The 18200-nt window shown below is 59.3% G+C and carries 18 protein-coding genes; 9 read left to right on the top strand and 9 right to left on the bottom strand.

Annotation, left to right across the window (positions count from 1 at the left end):
- Nucleotides 1–11 precede the first annotated feature (11 nt).
- The 6 genes from GHN92_RS06930 to GHN92_RS06905 are packed head-to-tail and all read left to right on the top strand — an operon-like array spanning nucleotide 12 to nucleotide 4781.
- A complete protein-coding gene (locus tag GHN92_RS06930) occupies nucleotides 12–899 on the top strand; it encodes a cytochrome c oxidase subunit 3 (RefSeq protein WP_094999692.1) in 888 nt (295 codons plus the stop codon).
- Nucleotides 896–1633, top strand: a complete 738-nt coding sequence (locus GHN92_RS06925; protein ID WP_153379754.1) for an SURF1 family protein — start codon at nucleotides 896–898, stop codon at nucleotides 1631–1633. The genes GHN92_RS06930 and GHN92_RS06925 overlap by 4 nt, the downstream gene beginning before the upstream one ends.
- A complete protein-coding gene (locus GHN92_RS06920) occupies nucleotides 1608–2201 on the top strand; it encodes a hypothetical protein (protein ID WP_094999690.1) in 594 nt (197 codons plus the stop codon). The genes GHN92_RS06925 and GHN92_RS06920 overlap by 26 nt, the downstream gene beginning before the upstream one ends.
- Before the next feature lie 11 nt (nucleotides 2202–2212).
- Entirely contained in the window at nucleotides 2213–3262 is a 1050-nt protein-coding gene (locus GHN92_RS06915) for a heme A synthase (protein WP_094999689.1), read from the top strand.
- Nucleotides 3262–4149: a heme o synthase gene (gene cyoE, locus GHN92_RS06910; RefSeq protein ID WP_153326762.1), complete on the top strand. Its 888-nt coding sequence runs from the start codon at nucleotides 3262–3264 to the stop codon at nucleotides 4147–4149. Before GHN92_RS06915 ends, cyoE begins: the two co-directional genes overlap by 1 nt.
- Complete coding sequence (locus tag GHN92_RS06905) at nucleotides 4146–4781, top strand: SCO family protein (RefSeq protein ID WP_094999687.1); 636 nt, start codon at nucleotides 4146–4148, stop codon at nucleotides 4779–4781. Before cyoE ends, GHN92_RS06905 begins: the two co-directional genes overlap by 4 nt.
- A gap of 138 nt (nucleotides 4782–4919) precedes the next feature.
- Here GHN92_RS06905 and GHN92_RS06900 read toward each other — a convergent pair whose 3' ends face one another.
- From GHN92_RS06900 to GHN92_RS06890, 3 genes are all read right to left on the bottom strand, one after another.
- Nucleotides 4920–5690: a MetQ/NlpA family ABC transporter substrate-binding protein gene (locus GHN92_RS06900; RefSeq protein ID WP_094999686.1), complete on the bottom strand. Its 771-nt coding sequence runs from the start codon at nucleotides 5688–5690 to the stop codon at nucleotides 4920–4922.
- Between the two features lie 81 nt (nucleotides 5691–5771).
- A complete protein-coding gene (locus GHN92_RS06895; protein WP_094999685.1) occupies nucleotides 5772–6446 on the bottom strand; it encodes a methionine ABC transporter permease in 675 nt (224 codons plus the stop codon).
- Nucleotides 6446–7453: a methionine ABC transporter ATP-binding protein gene (locus tag GHN92_RS06890; protein WP_094999684.1), complete on the bottom strand. Its 1008-nt coding sequence runs from the start codon at nucleotides 7451–7453 to the stop codon at nucleotides 6446–6448. The genes GHN92_RS06895 and GHN92_RS06890 overlap by 1 nt, the downstream gene beginning before the upstream one ends.
- 199 nt (nucleotides 7454–7652) lie before the next feature.
- Between GHN92_RS06890 and katE the strand changes: the two genes are divergently transcribed.
- Nucleotides 7653–9845, top strand: a complete 2193-nt coding sequence (gene katE / locus GHN92_RS06885; protein WP_254925214.1) for a catalase HPII — start codon at nucleotides 7653–7655, stop codon at nucleotides 9843–9845.
- A gap of 60 nt (nucleotides 9846–9905) precedes the next feature.
- Here katE and GHN92_RS06880 read toward each other — a convergent pair whose 3' ends face one another.
- From GHN92_RS06880 to GHN92_RS06865, 4 genes are read right to left on the bottom strand one after another with little or no spacing between them, the layout of a single operon-like run.
- Nucleotides 9906–10625 carry a PA5502 family lipoprotein gene (locus tag GHN92_RS06880; protein ID WP_153379752.1) on the bottom strand — a complete coding sequence of 240 codons (720 nt, stop codon included), beginning with the start codon at nucleotides 10623–10625 and terminating at the stop codon, nucleotides 9906–9908.
- Nucleotides 10626–10662: 37 nt separating this feature from the next.
- Nucleotides 10663–11451 carry a zinc ABC transporter permease subunit ZnuB gene (znuB, locus tag GHN92_RS06875; RefSeq protein WP_094999681.1) on the bottom strand — a complete coding sequence of 263 codons (789 nt, stop codon included), beginning with the start codon at nucleotides 11449–11451 and terminating at the stop codon, nucleotides 10663–10665.
- Entirely contained in the window at nucleotides 11444–12232 is a 789-nt protein-coding gene (znuC, locus tag GHN92_RS06870) for a zinc ABC transporter ATP-binding protein ZnuC (RefSeq protein WP_094999680.1), read from the bottom strand. Before znuC ends, znuB begins: the two co-directional genes overlap by 8 nt.
- A complete protein-coding gene (locus GHN92_RS06865) occupies nucleotides 12232–12714 on the bottom strand; it encodes a Fur family transcriptional regulator (RefSeq protein WP_094999679.1) in 483 nt (160 codons plus the stop codon). The genes znuC and GHN92_RS06865 overlap by 1 nt, the downstream gene beginning before the upstream one ends.
- A 66-nt stretch (nucleotides 12715–12780) precedes the next feature.
- Between GHN92_RS06865 and GHN92_RS06860 the strand changes: the two genes are divergently transcribed.
- A complete protein-coding gene (locus GHN92_RS06860; protein ID WP_094999678.1) occupies nucleotides 12781–13701 on the top strand; it encodes a zinc ABC transporter substrate-binding protein ZnuA in 921 nt (306 codons plus the stop codon).
- Between the two features lie 159 nt (nucleotides 13702–13860).
- Here the strand turns inward: GHN92_RS06860 and GHN92_RS06855 are convergent, their stop codons facing one another.
- Nucleotides 13861–14811, bottom strand: a complete 951-nt coding sequence (locus tag GHN92_RS06855; RefSeq protein WP_095020623.1) for a homoserine kinase — start codon at nucleotides 14809–14811, stop codon at nucleotides 13861–13863.
- A gap of 56 nt (nucleotides 14812–14867) precedes the next feature.
- Nucleotides 14868–15158, bottom strand: coding sequence for a DUF2782 domain-containing protein (locus tag GHN92_RS06850; protein WP_019828138.1), 291 nt, complete (start codon nucleotides 15156–15158; stop codon nucleotides 14868–14870).
- Nucleotides 15159–15232: 74 nt separating this feature from the next.
- Here GHN92_RS06850 and polA point away from each other — a divergent pair, with 74 nt between their 5' ends.
- Nucleotides 15233–18001, top strand: a complete 2769-nt coding sequence (polA, locus tag GHN92_RS06845) for a DNA polymerase I (RefSeq protein WP_094999676.1) — start codon at nucleotides 15233–15235, stop codon at nucleotides 17999–18001.
- The last annotated feature ends 199 nt before the right edge of the window (nucleotides 18002–18200 follow it).

The following is an 18200-nucleotide window of genomic DNA, read 5'->3' as shown; positions in this document are numbered from 1 at the left end:
GAGAACGCCCCATGGCAACTCACGATCAGTACTACGTCCCGGCGCAAAGCAAGTGGCCGATCATTGCCACCATTGGCTTGCTGGTCACGGTGTATGGACTGGGGACATGGTTCAACGATCTGAAGGCTGCGCGGCCTGAATCCCACGGGCCGCTGATCTTTTTCGTCGGCGGTCTGATCGTTGCCTACATGATGTTCGGCTGGTTTGGCGCGGTGATCAAAGAGAGTCGCGCCGGGCTTTACAGCTCGCAGCTCGACCGCTCCTTTCGCTGGGGCATGACCTGGTTTATTTTTTCCGAGGTGATGTTCTTTCTCGCCTTTTTTGGTGCGCTGTTTTATGTACGCCACTTTGCCGGCCCGTGGCTGGGGGGCGAAGGCAGCAAGGCGGTGGCACATATGCTGTGGCCCGACTTTCAGTTCACCTGGCCACTGCTGCACACCCCCGACCCTGCCCTGTACCCGCCGCCCAAAGGGACCATCAGCCCGTGGGGCTTGCCGCTGCTCAACACCGTATTGCTGGTCAGTTCCAGCGTTACCCTGACCATTGCCCACCATGCACTGAACAAGGGCCATCGCGGCGCGCTGAAGTTCTGGCTGGGGCTGACGGTGTTGCTGGGTGCAGGCTTCCTGGGGTTCCAGGCCGAGGAATATGTCCACGCCTACAAAGAGCTGGGGTTGACTCTGGGCTCAGGCATCTACGGTGCGACCTTCTTTATGCTCACCGGTTTTCACGGTGCCCACGTGACCATCGGCGCGCTGATTTTGCTGATCATGCTGATCCGTATTGTGCGCGGTCACTTCAATGCCGAGCACCAGTTCGGATTCCAGGCCGCAACCTGGTACTGGCATTTTGTTGATGTTGTGTGGCTCGGCCTGTTCTTGTTTGTTTACGTGCTATGACGCGCTTTCGCCCTGGTTTTGCCCCCACGCTGGTGGTGTTGGCGGTGCTGCCGCTGCTGGTGTTTCTGGGCTTCTGGCAGCTTGACCGGGGCGAGCAAAAGCGTGAGTTGCTCAACCACTACGCCGAGCGTCAGGTGGCTGCACCGGTGACCGTCGGGCAATTGCTCACCTTCGATGATCCGGCCTTTCGCCGCGTGCAGTTGCGCGGCCATTTCGACGGTCAACACAGCCTGCTCCTGGACAACCGTATGCGCGATGGCAAGGTCGGTGTGGAGTTGCTGCAGCCCTTTCAGGATCAGGCCAGCGGCCAGTGGCTGTGGCTTAATCGCGGCTGGTTGCCATGGCCGAGCCGCCTTAAGCCACCCGAGTTCAGCACCCCGGAGCAGATACTGGATATTCAGGCCTGGGTCTACGAATCACCGGGAGCGCCCTTCCAGCTGCACCCCGACCCGCTGGGCGCGCCCTGGCCACGGCTGGTGACGGCTGTGATGCCAGCCAAACTGTGGGCCGAACTGGGCCGTGAAGGCTTTGCCGATGAACTGCGCATCGCTCCGGGGCCCGCAGCGTATCTGGCCGACTGGCCACTGATCTCCACGGGCATGGGCCCGGAAAAACACACCGCCTATGCCGTGCAATGGTTCGCCATGGCACTGGTGTTACTCGGTCTTTATCTGTATCTCGGTTGGCACACTGCTCAGGAGAAACGCCATGGGAACGGCCATCAATCCGCCTGAAAGCACACGCACCCTGCCCCCGACCACACGACGGCGCGGGCGCTTGCAACTGATCCTTATCCTGCTGCTCACTATCGGCCCCATGGTGCTGGCCACGTGCATGTACCAACTCAAATTCTGGCTGCCCGAAAGCCGCAGCTACCACGGCGAGCTAATCGGCAACGGGCAAAGCCGCGCTGCCCTTGGGGTGACGGCCGATGAACAACGCTGGCAGCTGCTGGTGACCGCGCCTCAGGGTTGCGCTACGGATTGCCAGCAACTGGTGTACCTGGCCCGCCAGCTGCAGATCGGCCTGGGTCGCGATGCCTCCCGCGCAACCCACGCACTGGCAGCGGCACACCCCGTAGATGCGGCCTACGCGGCCAAGCTGCAACTCGAATACCCGCAACTGCAGCGCTACGCCCTGGACCTGCCAACTTATACGCAGGGTGCCGAGGGCAACGGTGCAGCGCAACTGTGGATCATCGACCCCCACGGCAATCTGGTGCTGCGCTACGCCTACGGGGTGATCGGCAAGGACGTGCTCAACGACCTGCGCCTGCTGCTGAAGCTGTCCAATATCGGATAGAGGGCTACGCCATGGCCAAAGCCGGATTTCGTCTCGCCTTGCTTGCCACCTTGCTGGCGCTGGTGGTGGTGCTGCTCGGCGCCTACACCCGCCTGACCCATGCAGGGCTGGGCTGCCCTGACTGGCCGGGCTGCTACGGTTTTATCAGCGTGCCCAAGACCGAGGCGCAACTGGCCCATGCCGAGCTGCATTTTCCCGATGCCCCGGTGGAGGCCGATAAAGGGTGGAGCGAGATGACCCATCGTTACTTCGCGGGCACCCTGGGCCTGTTGATCGCACTCCTGGCGGCCCGGGCCTGGCGGCAGCGGCACTTGCCCGATCAGCCGCTCAAGCTGCCGCTGTTTATTCTGCTAGTGGTGATCGCCCAGGCGGCCTTTGGCATGTGGACGGTGACGCTCAAACTATGGCCGCAGGTTGTCACCGGGCATCTGCTCGGCGGCTTTGCCACCTTGAGTTTGCTGTTTTTGCTGACCTTGCGCCTCTCTGGCGTATTGCCCGCGCTGGCGGTACCGCGGCGTTTGCAACGTTGGGCCAGCGCCGGGCTGATGCTGGCAATCCTGCAGATCGCATTGGGGGGATGGGTCAGCTCCAACTATGCCGCCGTGGCGTGTGTTGATGTGCCGACCTGCCATGGCCAATGGTGGCCTGAAGCCGATTTCGCCAATGGTTTTCATCTGACTCAGCACATTGGCCCCAACTATCTGGGTGGGCAACTGGACAGCGAAGCCCGTACAGCGATTCACCTCACCCATCGTTTGGGCGCCATGCTGCTGACCGGCGTGCTGCTGGGTCTGGCCTGGCAATTGCGCAAGGTCGGCATGAGCCGTCTTGCGGGGTTACTGCTGGTGGCGCTGGCGGCACAGATCGGCCTGGGCCTGAGCAATGTGCTGTTTGGCTTGCCGCTGGCAGTGGCGGTGGCCCACAACGCCGGGGGTGCGGCTTTGCTGCTGACCCTGGTGCTGGTCAATTACCACGCACGCGCAGTGCTGGTACGGGCCCGGGCGCCACGATTTTCCCGCTGGACCTACAGCCTCAAAGGAGAACAACCGTGGCGACCTTGATGGGCGAGCAGGCACAGCGGGCGTTGTGGCGCGATTATCTGGAGCTGACCAAGCCCAAGGTGCTGGTCTTGATGCTGATTACGTCGCTGGTGGGCATGTTCCTGGCGACCCGCGCCGGCGTGCCCTGGCCGGTGCTGATCTTCGGCAATCTGGGCATCAGCCTGTGTGCCGGTGCTGCGGCCGCAGTCAATCATGTAGTGGACCGGCGCATTGACGCCGTCATGGCCCGCACCCACAAGCGCCCGCTGGCACAGGGGCGAGTGTCGCCGGTTGCTGCGCTGACCTTCGCTCTGTTGCTGGCGCTGGCGGGCATGGGATTGCTGCTGGTGTTTACCAATCCGCTGACAGCCTGGCTGACGCTGGCGTCGTTGCTCGGCTATGCGGTGATCTACACCGGTTTTTTGAAACGGGCCACACCGCAAAATATCGTTATCGGGGGGCTCGCCGGGGCTGCCCCACCGCTGCTGGGCTGGGTGGCGGTTACCGGGCAGGTCACCGCCGAGCCGTTGCTGCTGGTGTTGATCATCTTCGCCTGGACCCCGCCGCATTTCTGGGCCCTGGCCATTCATCGCAAGGAAGAATACGCCAAGGCCGATATCCCGATGCTGCCGGTCACTCACGGCGAACACTACACCAAGGTGCATATCCTGCTGTACACCTGTGCCCTGCTGGCAGTGAGTCTGCTGCCGTTTGTGATCCATATGAGCGGCTTGCTCTATCTGGGCTGTGCGCTAGGGTTGGGCGCACGCTTTCTGCATTGGGCGTGGGTGCTGTACCGTGGCACCCAGCCGCACGCGGCGATCAACACGTTCAAGTACTCTATCTACTACCTGTTCCTGCTGTTTATCGCGCTGCTTGTCGACCACTATCTGATGTTGAACCTATGACTAAAATTCAAAAGACCGTCTTTATTCTCGTTGCGCTGGTGGCCTTGGTCATGGGCCTGACGTTTAACAAAATGATGTCGGGTAAAAACCAGGGCGATAACACGTCGCTGATCGATGCCGGGATCATTTTGCTGCCGCAAAGCCGCCAACTGCCGGACGTGACGATGACCAACCAGGACGGTCAGCCGGTGGTGATGAATGAACTGAAAGGCAAGTGGAGCATGCTGTTTTTTGGCTACACCTTCTGCCCGGACATTTGCCCGACCACCCTCGCCCAACTGCGCCAGATCAAAAGCGAGCTGCCCAAAGAGGTACAGGACAAGCTGCAGATCGTGCTGGTCAGCGTTGATCCCCATCGCGACACGCCGCAGCAGCTCAAGCAATACCTGGGCTACTTTGACCCGCAGTTTGTGGGGCTGACGCCGGGCTCCATTGAAGAGCTGCAGACACTCGCCAACGCGGTGAGCATCCCGTTTATTCCCGCCGATACCAGCAAGGCGAACTACACGGTGGATCACAGTGGCAATCTTGCGCTGATCGGGCCGGACGGCACTCAGCGAGGGTTTATCCGCGCACCGTTCAACAACCAGAAGATGGTTGCCCAGTTGCCGGGATTGGTTGAACGCAAGTAAGGAGGGGGGCTGCAGGTTACTGGGTGGGCGCTGGCTTGCCTGCGATGCAGGCGACACGGTCTTTCAGACAAACCGCAATGATGCCATCGCGAGCAAGCCCGCTCCCACAGAGGGGCGGGATTGCTCCGACAGTGGGTGTCAGAACGCCGGAACGATGGCGCCTTTGTACTTCTCAAGAATGAACGCTTTCACTTCCGGGCTGTGCAGGGCTGCAACCAGCTTTTGCATGTCAGCCGAGTCCTTGTCATCCGGGCGAGCCACCAGAATATTCACGTAAGGCGAGTCGCTGCCTTCGATGACCAGTGCGTCTGTTTCCGGGTTCAGCTTGGCTTCCAGCGCGTAGTTGGTGTTGATCAGCGCCAGATCAACCTGGGTCAGCACCCGTGGAATGGTGGCTGCTTCCAACTCGCGGAACTTCAGCTTCTTGGGGTTGGCGGTAATGTCTTTGGGGGTCGACAGGATGTTGGTCTTGTCCTTGAGCGTAATCAGCCCGGCCTTATCCAGCAACAACAGCGCACGGCCGCCGTTGGTGGCGTCATTCGGGATCACCACGGTAGAACCGTCTTTGATTTCATCCAGCTTTTTGTACTTGCTCGAGTAAGCGCCCAGCGGCTCCAGGTGAACGGCTGCAACGTTGATCAGGTGGGTGCCCTTGGCCTTGTTGAACTCATCCAGGTACGGTTGGTGCTGGAAGAAGTTGGCGTCCAGGCGCTTTTCGGCCACCTGCACGTTTGGCTGGATGTAGTCGGTGAACACCTTGACCTTGAGGTTTACACCCTCTTTGGCCAGTGCAGGTTTCACGAACTCCAGGATTTCGGCGTGAGGCACTGGGGTGGCCGCAACCGACAGATCGCCCGCGTGGGCCGAGAACGCCGCAACAGCGGCCACAGCAGCAAATAACTTCTTCATGCAGCAACTCCTTGGGAATACCTGAAATCAGGTATCTGCCAGCCACAGGCTGGCGGTTACGTTTATTAATCCGGGGCGTACTTACTTGCGCGAAAAATGCACCACCAGCCTGTCGCCAACGGTTTGCAGAATCTGCACCAGAATCAGCAGCAGCACCACCGTGACGATCATCACGTCGGTCTGGAAGCGCTGATAACCGAAGCGGATCGCCAGATCGCCCAGACCACCTGCGCCCACCACACCGGCCATCGCGGTGTAGCTCACCAGGGTAATGGCGGTCACGGTGATCGCCGCAAAGATACCAGGGCGCGCCTCAGGCAACAGGGCGCTGGTGATGATCTGCCGCGTGCTGGCGCCCATGGCCTGGGTCGCCTCGATGATGCCGCGGTCCACTTCACGCAAGGCAGTCTCCACCAGACGGGCGAAGAACGGCGTGGCGCCGACCACCAGTGGTGGGATGGCGCCGGCAACGCCCAGCGAGGTGCCGGTAATCAGTACCGTGAAGGGGATCATCACAATCAGCAGGATGATGAACGGCAGCGACCGCAAAATGTTCACTGCCAGCGAAAGAAAGGCGTACACGGCCTTTTGCTCAAACAGTTGGCGCGGGCTGCACAAAAACAGCAGCACGCCCAGCGGCAGGCCCAACACGATGGTAAACAGCAGCGAACCGCCGAGCATCATCAGGGTGTCGCCGGTAGCCAGCCAGATTTCCAGCCAGTCGATATTGGAGAAAAAACTCAAGAAAGCGTCCATTAGCGCAGCACCTCCATATGAACGTCAGCGGCAACGAAGCGGGCGAACGCCGCTTTCATATCGCCACCGGTGATGGCGAGGGTCAATTGCCCATAAGGGGTGTCTTTGATGCGGTCAATACGACCGGCCAGGATGCTGTAGTCCACACCTGTTTCGCGGGCGATGGTGCCCAGCAGCGGTGCGTAGGTAGCTTCGCCCTGGAAGGTCAGGCGTACGATGCGACCAGGTACATGAGCGAAATCGTCGCGCTGCTCACTCTCGTCGATCTGCTCGTCTTCCTGCACAAAACGTTTGGTGGTCGGGTGCTTGGGGTGCAGGAATACATCGGCCACCGGGCCTTGCTCAACGATCACCCCCGCGTCCATCACTGCCACTTCGTCACACACGCGACGGATAACATCCATCTCATGGGTGATCAGCACGATGGTCAACTTCAGCTCACGGTTGATCTCGGCCAGCAATTGCAGCACCGAGGCGGTGGTTTGCGGGTCGAGGGCGCTGGTGGCTTCGTCGCACAGCAACACTTTTGGCTTGGTGGCCAGCGCACGGGCAATGCCCACACGCTGTTTTTGGCCGCCTGAAAGTTGGGCCGGGTATTTTTTGGCGTGATCAGACAGGCCCACGCGCTCGAGCAACTCTGCAACGCGCTTATCAATGGCACTGCGGGACAATTCACCGGCCAGTGTCAGAGGCATCGCGACGTTATCGGCCACGGTCTTGGAAGCCAGCAGGTTGAAGTGCTGGAAAATCATGCCGACCTGCTGACGGAAACGGCGCAGGCCGTTGGCGTCCATCGCGGTTACGTCTTCGTTATCGACGATGATTTTGCCGCCGCTCGGCGTTTCGAGGCGGTTGATCAGGCGCAGCAATGTACTTTTACCCGCACCGGAGTGGCCTATCAGGCCGAACACCTGGCCGCTCTCAACACGCAAAGTGGTGGAGTGCAGCGCGGGGATGTCCTTACCGGCAACCCGGTAAGTTTTATGAACGTTATGAAACTCAATCACGTAGCGAACCTTGTGGGCGCGTAAATAGAAGTTCAGCGGTAAGCCGGGCGCGCATTTTAGCCTGTCCGTATAGATGCACTTAGCATTTATTTGCGCACAAACCTTTGATTTGGCAATAAGACGACTAAAGGTCAGAAAAAAGGAACGACGGTAACGGCCAGACGTCAGTACTTAAGCAACTCGCATCCGCTTGGGCGGTATTTGTCTACAAAGCCCTTACCACAGGGCTTTCGCATACAAGGAGTTTAGTCTGATGAGCAGCAAAAAACCGTCTTCCAACAAGAGCCAGATGGCCGGCACCGACACCCTGGATCGTGGTAACACCAACGTCAAACTGGAAAGCCTTGAAACCTTTCGCGACGACGCCACCGATCAGGCCTTACGAACCAACCAAGGGGTGAAGATTGCTGACAATCAGAACACCCTCAAGGCCGGTTCGCGCGGGCCGTCGCTGCTCGAAGACTTCATCATGCGCGAGAAGATCACGCATTTTGACCATGAGCGTATTCCCGAGCGCATCGTGCATGCGCGAGGCACTGGTGCTCATGGTTATTTTCAGGCGTACAAGTCCCACAGCGCACTGACCAAAGCAGGATTCTTGCAGGACCCCGGCAAGCAAACCCCCGTATTCGTGCGCTTCTCCACCGTGCAAGGCCCGCGGGGCTCCGGGGATACGGTGCGTGATGTTCGCGGTTTCGCGGTCAAGTTTTTCACCGACGAAGGTAACTTCGATCTGGTCGGGAACAATATGCCGGTATTTTTCATACAGGATGCGGTGAAGTTTCCAGACTTTGTACATGCTGTAAAACCTGAACCACACAATGAAATCCCTACTGGCGGCTCGGCCCATGACACCTTCTGGGACTTTGTCTCACTGGTGCCGGAATCCGCTCACATGGTCATTTGGGCCATGTCCGACCGGGCCATTCCGAAAAGCCTGAGAAGCATGCAGGGCTTTGGCGTGCACACCTTTCGTTTCATCAACGCGCAAGGCCAGTCTAACTTCGTCAAATTTCACTGGCGCCCAAGTGTAGGCACTTGCTCGTTGGTGTGGGACGAAGCGCAGAAGCTCGCAGGCAAAGACACGGACTTCCATCGCCGTGACCTGTGGGACGCCATTGAGACGGGCGATTACCCGGAGTGGGAGTTCGGTGTCCAGATCATCCCGGAGGAAGATGAGCATAAGTTTGATTTCGATATCCTTGACCCGACCAAGCTGATCCCGGAAGAACTGATACCGATTACGCCATTGGGAAAAATGGTCCTCAACCGCAACCCGGACAATTTTTTCGCAGAAACCGAACAAGTCGCCTTCTGCCCTGGCCACATTGTTCCAGGGATCGACTTTTCCAATGACCCGTTGCTGCAAGGGCGCCTGTTTTCCTATACGGATACGCAGATCAGTCGCCTTGGCGGGCCGAATTTTCATGAGATCCCGATCAACCGTCCGGTGGCGCCATTCCACAACAACCAGCGTGATGCCCAACACCGCAGCACCCTCCACAAGGGGCGTGCAGCTTACGAACCCAACTCGATCGATGGCGGCTGGCCAAAAGAAACCCCACCGGCGGCCAGTGACGGCGGTTTTGAGAGTTACCCGGAACGCATCGACGCCAACAAAATCCGTCAGCGCAGCGAATCATTCGGTGACCATTTCTCCCAGGCGCGGCTGTTCTTCAACAGCATGAGCAACCATGAGCAAGAGCACATCATTGCTGCCTACAGCTTTGAGCTGGGTAAAGTTGAGCGCGAGTCTATCCGTGCGCGGCAGGTGAATGAGATTCTGGCCAATATTGATTTGGGCCTGGCCAGGCGCGTCGCCGAAAATCTGGGCTTGCCCGCACCCAAGGCCGGTACGGTAGCTGAGCGCAAGACTCGCTTTACCCAGTCGCCGGCCCTGAGCCAGGCCAATCTGCTGGCGGGGAATATCAAAACCCGAAAAGTGGCGATCCTGGCGGCCAACGGGGTGGATGGTAAAGCGATCGATGCGCTGAAACAGGCGCTTGCAGCAGAGGGTGCCCACGCCAAATTGCTGGGCCCGACGTCAGCCCCGGTGAAAACCGCTGACGGCACATTGCTGGCTGTGGATGCATCTATGGAAGGCTTGCCTTCGGTGGCGTTCGACGCGGTGTACGTACCGGGTGGCGCGGCGTCGATCAAGGCACTGAGCGGCGACGGAGTGGCCTTGCACTACCTGCTGGAAGCGTACAAGCACCTCAAGGCCATCGCCTTGCAGGGTGATGCCAGACAACTGCTGGACGTGCTGCACCTACAGGCAGATGAAGGGTTGCTGGCGATCAAGGATGCCCAGGATCTAAAAGCCTTTTTTGCAGCCATCGGGCAACACCGCGTGTGGTCACGGGAGGCCAGGGCCAAGGCAATACCGGCCTAGCCGAAAACAAAAAACCCGTAGCAGCCTTTGGCTGCTACGGGTTTTTCATGCCCGGATGTTTTATTCCGGTTTGCTGGGGATCAGCACCATTTGTGCGGGTACGTGGCGAATGACTTGACGGTTCAGCTTGAGGTCAAACTCGGGGTCGATCTTTTTAACCCGCTTGCTGATCAGTGTGGCCAGCCATGGATAATCCGCCGTACGCGGAACCTGCAGGCTGACGGCGCACTGGTAATTGACGATATCTTGCGCGATCAAATCCAGTTGATGGCGAAGTTTGGCAATATCGTTGATGTTCAGTGCAACGGTGGTGCTTTCGGCCGCCGGGTCGATCACCTTGGCCGGTGGTCGGGCCTCGGCAGCCTTGAGGGCGGCTTCAGCCTTGTCCAGCTCGGCCTTGCGGGCCTGGGCAATGGCGCTATTGACCCCACCGGTCAGTGCAGGGGCCTTGGGCATCAGGGCGCGGGCACGGCTCAGGGCGGTAGCTGCCGCGTTGACATCACCCTTTTGCAGGACGATCTGGCTGCGTTGCAGGTAGGCCTCGGCCAGTTGGCGCTGGTACTGCACCAACTGCGGATCATCCGGGGTTTGCGCCTGCAAGGCGCTCAATTGGTCTTCAGCGGTCGCGAGTTCACTGCTGGCCAGGTTTTGCTCCAGCTGTGCGATGGCCGTAGCGCGTGCGGCGGCGGCAGTAGTGTCGGCCGACGGCGTGCTTTGGCAGGCGCCCAGCAGCAGGGAAAATGCGGCCAGGAGCAAGTAACGGGAGTTGAACAGCTTCATTCCTGCGGCTCTCTAAGTGCGCAAAAAACAAGCAAGTCTACACCCCTCGACGGGGTAGAACAAAACTCAACAAAAACAGTGCTGCGGCACACACCACAATCGACGGGCCTGCTGGCGTGTCCTTAAACCATGACAGTGCAAGGCCACCCACTACGGCCAGTATGCCCAGCGCGCTGGCGCCCAGTGCCATTTGCTCCGGCGAGCGAGCATGACGCTGGGCCGCGGCCGCCGGAATAATCAGCAAGGAGGTAATCAGCAACACGCCGACGATTTTCATCGCCACGGCAATCACCACCGCAATCAACAGCATCAGGGCCAATCGTAACGCCGCCACGGGCAGGCCTTCAACCATGGCCAGCTCTTCATGCACGGTGATCGCCAGCAATGGTCGCCACAGTGCAACCAGCAAGGCCAGAACCGTCGCGCTGCCACCCAGGATCCACATCAGGTCGGTTGGGCTGATGGCCAGCAGGTCACCAAACAAATACGCCATCAGGTCGATCCGCACTTCGTGCATGAAGCTTAGTACGACCAGCCCGAGGGACAAGGTGCTGGGGGCGAGAATTCCGAGCAGTGTGTCGGATGCCAGCGACTGTCGCTGCTGCAGCGTGACCAACAGCACCGCCAGCAACAGGCAGCCCACGGTCACGGCAATGGTCGGGCTGATATCCAGCAGGAACCCCAGGGCTACGCCCAACAGGGCTGCGTGCGATAACGTGTCGCCGAAGTAGGCCATGCGCCGCCACACCACGAATGACCCCAAAGGGCCTGCAACTATTGCCAAAGCCAGACCTGCCAGCAGGGCGTAAAGCAGAAAATCAGCCATGCTTGCAGCCTTCTCCATGAACGTGGGCGGATGCCGCCGGGTTATTTTCGCTAACCACTGAGCCATGCAAGTCATGAGCATGGTCGTGATGGTGGTGATAAATCGCCAGGCTTTGTGCGTTTTTGCCAAATAGCTCAACGAAAGCCGGGTCACCACTCACCTGCTCGGGATGGCCCGAACAACAGACGTGGCGGTTGAGGCATACCACCTGATCGGTGGTGCTCATCACCAGATGCAAATCGTGGGAGACCATCAGCACGCCGCAGCCGTGGCGGTCGCGCAGGCGGGTGATGAGGGCATACAGCTCCGATTGACCGGCCACGTCCACGCCTTGCACCGGCTCGTCGAGCACCAGCAATTCGGGCTTGCGCAGCAGGGCGCGGGCCAGCAGCACGCGCTGCATTTCACCACCGGACACGCTTTGCACCGGGCTATCGATGACCTTTTCAGCACCGACTTCCTTTAGCGCCTCAAGGGCCTGGGCACGGTCTACACCGGGCACCAGGCGCAAAAAGCGCAACACGGACAATGGCAGTGTCGGGTCAACGTGAAGCTTTTGCGGCATATAGCCCACGCGCAGCTTGGGCTTGCGCCATACGCTGCCGCTGGTGGGCTTGAGCAGGCCGAGCACGGCTTTGACCAGCGTGGTCTTGCCGGCGCCGTTGGGGCCGATCAGAGTCACGATCTGGCCCGGTTCAACGCTCAGCTCGATATTGTCGAGTACGTTTTGCCCGGCATAGGTCACAGTGACATGTTGCAGGCGAATCAGTGCAGCGCTCATCAGGCCTCCCGGCAACCCGAACACAAACCGACCACTTCGACAGTCTGGCCTTCGACAGTAAAGCCGACATCCCGGGCGCTATTGATAATTGCGTCGCTGATGGACTTTTGCTCAAGCTCGATGGCGGCGTGGCAGTTGCGGCAAATCAGGAACTGGCCCTGGTGCGGGTGCTCGGGGTGGCTGCAGCCAACAAAAGCGTTGAGTGAGGAAATGCGGTGCACCAGGCCATTGTCGAGCAGAAAGTCCAAAGCCCGATAAACGGTAGGCGGCGCAGCGCGACGGCCATCCTGCTCGCTCAGTACTGCAAGAATGTCGTAGGCACCCAGCGGCTTGTGGCTTTGCCACACCAGCTCAAGCACCCGTCGACGCAAGGCGGTCAGGCGCAGGCCCTTTTGCGCACACAAGGCATCGGCCTCGGTCAGGGCGCTATGGACACAATGAGAATGGTCGTGGGGACGGCTGGCAAGCGGTGTTATAGGCATGGGCGGCGACGATTATTGAGAGAGACGTTATTATGTTACCTGTTTCAGCCATCATGAGTGCTTATCGTGCCCCGTCTTTTTTCCCTTTTTCTTGCTCTAAGCGCCAGTTTGCTTGTGATCAGCCCGGCCCGGGCCGAGGTCAACGTGCTGACCAGCATCAAGCCCCTGCAACTGATTGCCGCTGCCGTGCAGGACGGCGTGGGGCATCCGGAGGTGCTTTTACCGCCCAATGCCTCACCGCATAACTATGCGCTGCGCCCATCCGACGTACGGCGCGTGCAGTCGGCGGATCTTTTGTACTGGATCGGTCCGGACATGGAAGGGTTTCTGCCACGAGTGATCAAGGGCCGCACCCTGCCATCGGTTACGGTACAAACCCTGCCGGGCTTGAAATTGCGTCATTTCGCCGAAGATAGCCATTCGCACGAAGAAGATGCCGCCGAACATGATCACGATCATCGTCCCGGCACCCTGGATGCACACTTGTGGCTGGCTCCGGACAATGCGCGGGTGATCGCCGCGAAAATGGCGGCGGACCTGAGTGAAAAAGACCCTGCCAATGCCGGCAAATACCAGAGTAACCTCAAGGCTTTCAACGAACGCCTGGACGGGCTGGATGCGCGCCTCAAGCAGCGTATGGCCGGGATTGCCGACAAACCGTTCTTCGTCTTCCACGAAGGCTACGACTATTTTGAAAGCGCTTACGGCATCAAGCACACGGGAACCTTCAGTGTGGCTTCGGAAGTTCAGCCGGGCGCCCAGCACGTAGCCGCCATGCGTAAGCGTCTGCAGGAAGTGGGCAAGACCTGTGTATTCAGCGATCCGCCGCTGCGTCCGCGCCTGGCGGACACCCTGACAGCCGGGTTACCGGTCAAGTTGGCGGAGCTGGATGCCCTGGGTGGCTACACCCCGGCGACGGCGCAGGGGTATGAGCAGTTGCTGGAAAAACTCGGCAATGACCTGGCGGGGTGTCTGGAAAGCTTGTAAGCCGACTCCCACAGATTGTGTGACATTCACAAAAGTTGCGGCTTGCCAGAACCTCTGTGGGAGCGGGCTTGCTCGCGATTGGATCGACGCGGTTGTTCAGATACACCGCGTCGCTACAATCGCGAGCAAGCCCGCTCCCACAATTGATTTCAGTGTTTGTTACAACGCGAACGGCAGCTGTACGGTCACCGTCTGACGCAAAGCCAGGCGTTTTTCAAACTCGCCCGGATCATGAATCAGCACGTCCTGACCGGCAAAGGTCTGGGCTGCGATCAGGCGCGACAGCCAGAACCGCACGCAAGCAACGCGCAACAGGGTTGGCCACAACTCGGCCTCGGCGGCAGTGAACGGACGCAGGGCGGCATAGGCGCCCAGCAGCGCACGGGCGCGGGGAGCATCGATCTGACCGTCTTCGTCTGCACACCAGTCATTCAGGGCAATGGCCACGTCGTACAGCATCGGGCCCGAGCAGGCGTTGTAAAAATCGATCAGCCCGGTCAGATGAGTGCCTTCAAACATCGCGTTATCACGAAACAGGTCGCCATGCAGGTTCGCCCGGGGCAGTGCCAGAATCTGCGCCTTGCGCTCAGTAATTTCCTGCAGCGCCTTTTGCAGCAAATCTGCTGAATCAGGCGACAAACCAGCCATCAAGGCAGGACCTTCAGCCAGCATCCAGTCCAGGCCGCGGTCTGTCTTGCGTTCCAGTACGTTGTTGCGGGTCGCGGTATGCAAGTGGCCGAGCAGTTCCCCAACCTGGGCGCAATGCTGGGCGTTGGCCTCACGAATATGCTTGCCCGCCAGGCGCGGCTGCAGCAGCGCCGGCTTGCCCTTGAGTTCGCGCAGGGCCTGGCCGTCAACGGTGCGCAAGGCGAATGGCACCGGCAGGTCGGCGTCATGCAGCACATCCAGCAGCTCGATAAAGAACGGCATCTCTTTGACCGGCCCACGCTCAACCAGGGTCAGGACAAATTCACCGCGCTCCAGGCTGATGAAGTAGTTGGTATTTTCGCTGCCCGCAGCAATCCCCTGGAAATCGAGCAAACGGCCGAGTTCATAAGGCGCAAGGAAGGTTTCCAACTCGCTGCGAGTCAGTGGGGTGAATACAGACATGATTTAAATTGCCAGTACGGGCGCCGCGCAAGGCGGCGCCAATTAAAGTTAAGACGCTACTTCCATTCGAAGATTTTCCACGAAGGAATCAGCATATCCGGCTGGTCGGAACGGATGTAATTGGCATCAGTACCATCAGCCCGTACCAGGAAGTACGGTTTGCCCCCTTTTGGGGTGACCTTGATGGCGTACAGGAAACCGTTTTGACGGTACTCCTGAATGGTTTTATCGCCTTCCGTGCGAATGGTTACATCTGGATCGGCGGTGACTGCTTCATCTGCTGCGAAGGTTACCAGCGGAGTGAATGCAAACAAACCGGTCAGCAACAGGCGATTGAGTGTGCGCATGATAACCTTGTCCCTTTGTCGTCATTGGTCCGGACATTCTAGCGCCGGACTCGCCGAAAAGGTTGATCCTGCTCATGAGCCAAGCTCCCCTCGTCCTGGTGGACGGTTCTTCATATCTGTACCGCGCCTTCCACGCGCTGCCGCCGCTGACTACGTCCAAAGGGCTGCCGACAGGCGCCGTGAAGGGCGTATTGAACATGCTCAAAAGCCTGCGCAAGCAGTATCCGGACAGCCCGTTCGCGGTGGTTTTCGATGCCAAGGGCGGGACATTTCGCGATGACATGTACGCCGAGTACAAGGCCAACCGCCCGAGCATGCCCGATGACATGCGGGTGCAAATCGAGCCATTGCACGCCAGTGTGATTGCGCTGGGTTTCCCCTTGCTGTGCGTTGAAGGCGTGGAGGCCGATGATGTCATCGGCACGCTGGCCCGCAGCAGCGCCGCGGCAGACCGACCAGTGGTCATCTCCACCGGTGACAAGGACATGGCCCAGCTGGTTGATGGCCACATCACGCTGGTTAACACCATGACCGGCAGCGTGATGGACATTGAGGGCGTTAAAGAGAAATTTGGCGTATCGCCCGAGCAGATCATCGACTACCTCGCGCTGATGGGCGATTCGTCTGACAACATTCCAGGCGTACCTGGTATTGGTCCCAAGACAGCGTCCGGCTTGCTGGTGGGTGTAGGCGGTGGTTTGGTCGATCTGTACGAAAAGCTCGATATCGTGCCGACCCTGCCCATTCGCGGCGCCAAAAACTTGCCTGCCAAACTCGAAGAACATCGCGAAATGGCGTTTTTGTCCTATCAATTGGCGACGATCAAGATCGATGTGCCGCTGGATATCGGCCTGGAAGACTTGCACCTCAAGGCGCCTGACTGCGAAAAGTTGATTGAGCTGTACACCGAACTTGAGTTCAAAAGCTGGATTGCCGAAGTTGAGCGCGAGGCCAAGCGTGCCGGGCAGGTGATTGTGCATGAGGCTCCTGAAGCGCCCGCCGAAGCGGAGCAACAGTACGAGACCATCCTCGATCAGGCTCGCTTTGATGTGTGGCTAAAAAAACTCAACGACGCCAAATTGATTGCCTTTGATACCGAAACCACCGGCCTGGACGCGCAGCAAGCGCAGCTGGTGGGCCTGTCGTTCGCGGTCAAGCCTGGCGAAGCGGCTTACATTCCATTGACCCATTCCTACATGGGCGTACCCGAGCAACTGGATCGCGACACGGTATTGCGTGCCCTCAAGCCGCTGCTGGAAGACCCGAGCAAAGCCAAGGTCGGACAACACGCCAAGTACGACATGAATATTCTGGCCAACTGCGCCATCGGTGGCGATCAATCCTGCGGGATCATGGTTCAGGGCGTTGCCTTCGACACCATGCTTGAGTCCTATGTGCTCGACTCCACGGGCAGCCGCCACGATATGGACAGCCTGGCCCTCAAATACCTGGGCCACACCACCACCAGCTTCCAGGACATTGCCGGCAAGGGCGTCAAGCAACTGACCTTCGACCAGATTTCCCTGGAGCAGGCCGGCCCGTATGCGGCCGAAGATGCCGACGTGACCTTGCGCCTGCACCATGTACTGCACGAAAAACTCGCAGCGATCCCTAGCCTCAACAGCGTATTGACGGACATCGAGATGCCGCTGGTGCCGGTACTGGCGCGTATTGAACGCCAGGGCGCGCTGGTGGATGCCAACCTGCTGGGTATCCAGAGTGTTGAGCTGGGTGACAAGCTGGTTGCGCTGGAGCGTGAGGCTTTTGCCATTGCCGGCGAGGAGTTCAACCTGAGCTCACCCAAGCAACTGGGTGTGATCCTGTATGAAAAACTCGGTCTGCCAATCATCAGCAAAACGGCCAAAGGCCAGCCTTCGACTGCCGAAGCCGTGCTGGCAGAACTGGCCGAGCAGGACTTCCCGCTGCCCAAGGTGCTGATGCAGTACCGCTCCATGAGCAAGCTGAAAAGCACCTACACCGATCGCCTGCCTGAGCAGATCAACCCGCGTACGGGCCGTATCCACACCTCCTACCACCAGGCCGTCACGGCGACCGGTCGTTTGTCTTCAAGTGATCCAAACTTGCAGAACATTCCGATCCGTACCGCCGAAGGTCGTCGGATCCGTCAGGCCTTTGTGGCCCCTAAAGGCTACAAACTGCTGGCGGCCGACTACTCGCAAATCGAGCTGCGGATCATGGCCCACCTGGCCAAGGACGAAGGTTTGCTGCATGCCTTCCGCAACAATCTGGACGTGCACAGCGCCACCGCTGCCGAGGTGTTCGGGGTTGATCTGGCGGACGTCACCACCGACCAGCGCCGCAGTGCCAAGGCCATCAACTTCGGCCTGATCTACGGCATGAGCGCCTTTGGCCTGGCCAAACAGATCGGCGTCGACCGCAAACAGTCGCAAGCCTATATCGACCGTTATTTCGCACGTTACCCGGGCGTGCTGGACTACATGGAGCGCACGCGCACCCAGGCTGCCGAGCAAGGCTATGTCGAGACCATTTTCGGTCGTCGCTTGTACCTGCCGGAAATCAACGCGAAAAACCCGGCGCTGCGCAAAGGCGCCGAACGCACGGCAATCAACGCACCGATGCAGGGCACGGCAGCCGATATCATCAAAAAAGCCATGGTGTCTGTGGATAACTGGCTCAGCGCCTCAGGCCTCGATGCCCGCGTCATCCTGCAGGTACACGATGAACTGGTGCTCGAAGTGCGCGAAGACCTGGTGGACCAGGTGCGTGATGAAGTGCGGATACACATGAGCGAAGCGGCGAAGCTGGATGTGCCGCTAGTGGTTGAAGTAGGCGTGGGCAACAACTGGGATGAAGCGCATTAATGAGGGAATGTGGGAGCGGGCTTGCTCGCGATGCAGGCGACGCGGTCTGTCGCAATGACCGCGTTGATGCCATCGCGAGCAAGCCCGCTCCCACACTAAAAATTTATTGCTGCTGCAGAGACCGGGCTTATTCCAAAGAGTTTTTAAGCTCCCGGAACTAAATCTGCCAACACCACTCAGATTTATTGAATGAGTGGTG

It is taken from the genome of Pseudomonas sp. FSL R10-2964 (assembly GCF_009600035.1).
In the GTDB taxonomy this organism is placed as follows: Bacteria; Pseudomonadota; Gammaproteobacteria; order Pseudomonadales; family Pseudomonadaceae; genus Aquipseudomonas; species Aquipseudomonas bubulae.
Note: the sequence above shows the minus strand (reverse complement) of the source record. Positions and strands in the feature narration are given on the sequence as shown.

Excerpts from the sequence above, each read along its gene's own strand:
- GHN92_RS06930 (WP_094999692.1), top strand. The coding sequence starts at position 12 with ATGGCAACTCACGATCAGTACTACGTCCCGGCGCAAAGCAAGTGGCCG.
- GHN92_RS06925 (WP_153379754.1), top strand. The coding sequence starts at position 896 with ATGACGCGCTTTCGCCCTGGTTTTGCCCCCACGCTGGTGGTGTTGGCG.
- GHN92_RS06920 (WP_094999690.1), top strand. The coding sequence starts at position 1,608 with ATGGGAACGGCCATCAATCCGCCTGAAAGCACACGCACCCTGCCCCCG.
- GHN92_RS06915 (WP_094999689.1), top strand. The coding sequence starts at position 2,213 with ATGGCCAAAGCCGGATTTCGTCTCGCCTTGCTTGCCACCTTGCTGGCG.
- cyoE (WP_153326762.1), top strand. The coding sequence starts at position 3,262 with ATGGGCGAGCAGGCACAGCGGGCGTTGTGGCGCGATTATCTGGAGCTG.
- GHN92_RS06905 (WP_094999687.1), top strand. The coding sequence starts at position 4,146 with ATGACTAAAATTCAAAAGACCGTCTTTATTCTCGTTGCGCTGGTGGCC.
- GHN92_RS06900 (WP_094999686.1), bottom strand. The coding sequence starts at position 5,690 with ATGAAGAAGTTATTTGCTGCTGTGGCCGCTGTTGCGGCGTTCTCGGCC.
- GHN92_RS06895 (WP_094999685.1), bottom strand. The coding sequence starts at position 6,446 with ATGGACGCTTTCTTGAGTTTTTTCTCCAATATCGACTGGCTGGAAATC.
- GHN92_RS06880 (WP_153379752.1), bottom strand. The coding sequence starts at position 10,625 with ATGAAGCTGTTCAACTCCCGTTACTTGCTCCTGGCCGCATTTTCCCTG.
- znuB (WP_094999681.1), bottom strand. The coding sequence starts at position 11,451 with ATGGCTGATTTTCTGCTTTACGCCCTGCTGGCAGGTCTGGCTTTGGCA.
- znuC (WP_094999680.1), bottom strand. The coding sequence starts at position 12,232 with ATGAGCGCTGCACTGATTCGCCTGCAACATGTCACTGTGACCTATGCC.
- GHN92_RS06865 (WP_094999679.1), bottom strand. The coding sequence starts at position 12,714 with ATGCCTATAACACCGCTTGCCAGCCGTCCCCACGACCATTCTCATTGT.
- GHN92_RS06855 (WP_095020623.1), bottom strand. The coding sequence starts at position 14,811 with ATGTCTGTATTCACCCCACTGACTCGCAGCGAGTTGGAAACCTTCCTT.
- GHN92_RS06850 (WP_019828138.1), bottom strand. The coding sequence starts at position 15,158 with ATGCGCACACTCAATCGCCTGTTGCTGACCGGTTTGTTTGCATTCACT.
- polA (WP_094999676.1), top strand. The coding sequence starts at position 15,233 with ATGAGCCAAGCTCCCCTCGTCCTGGTGGACGGTTCTTCATATCTGTAC.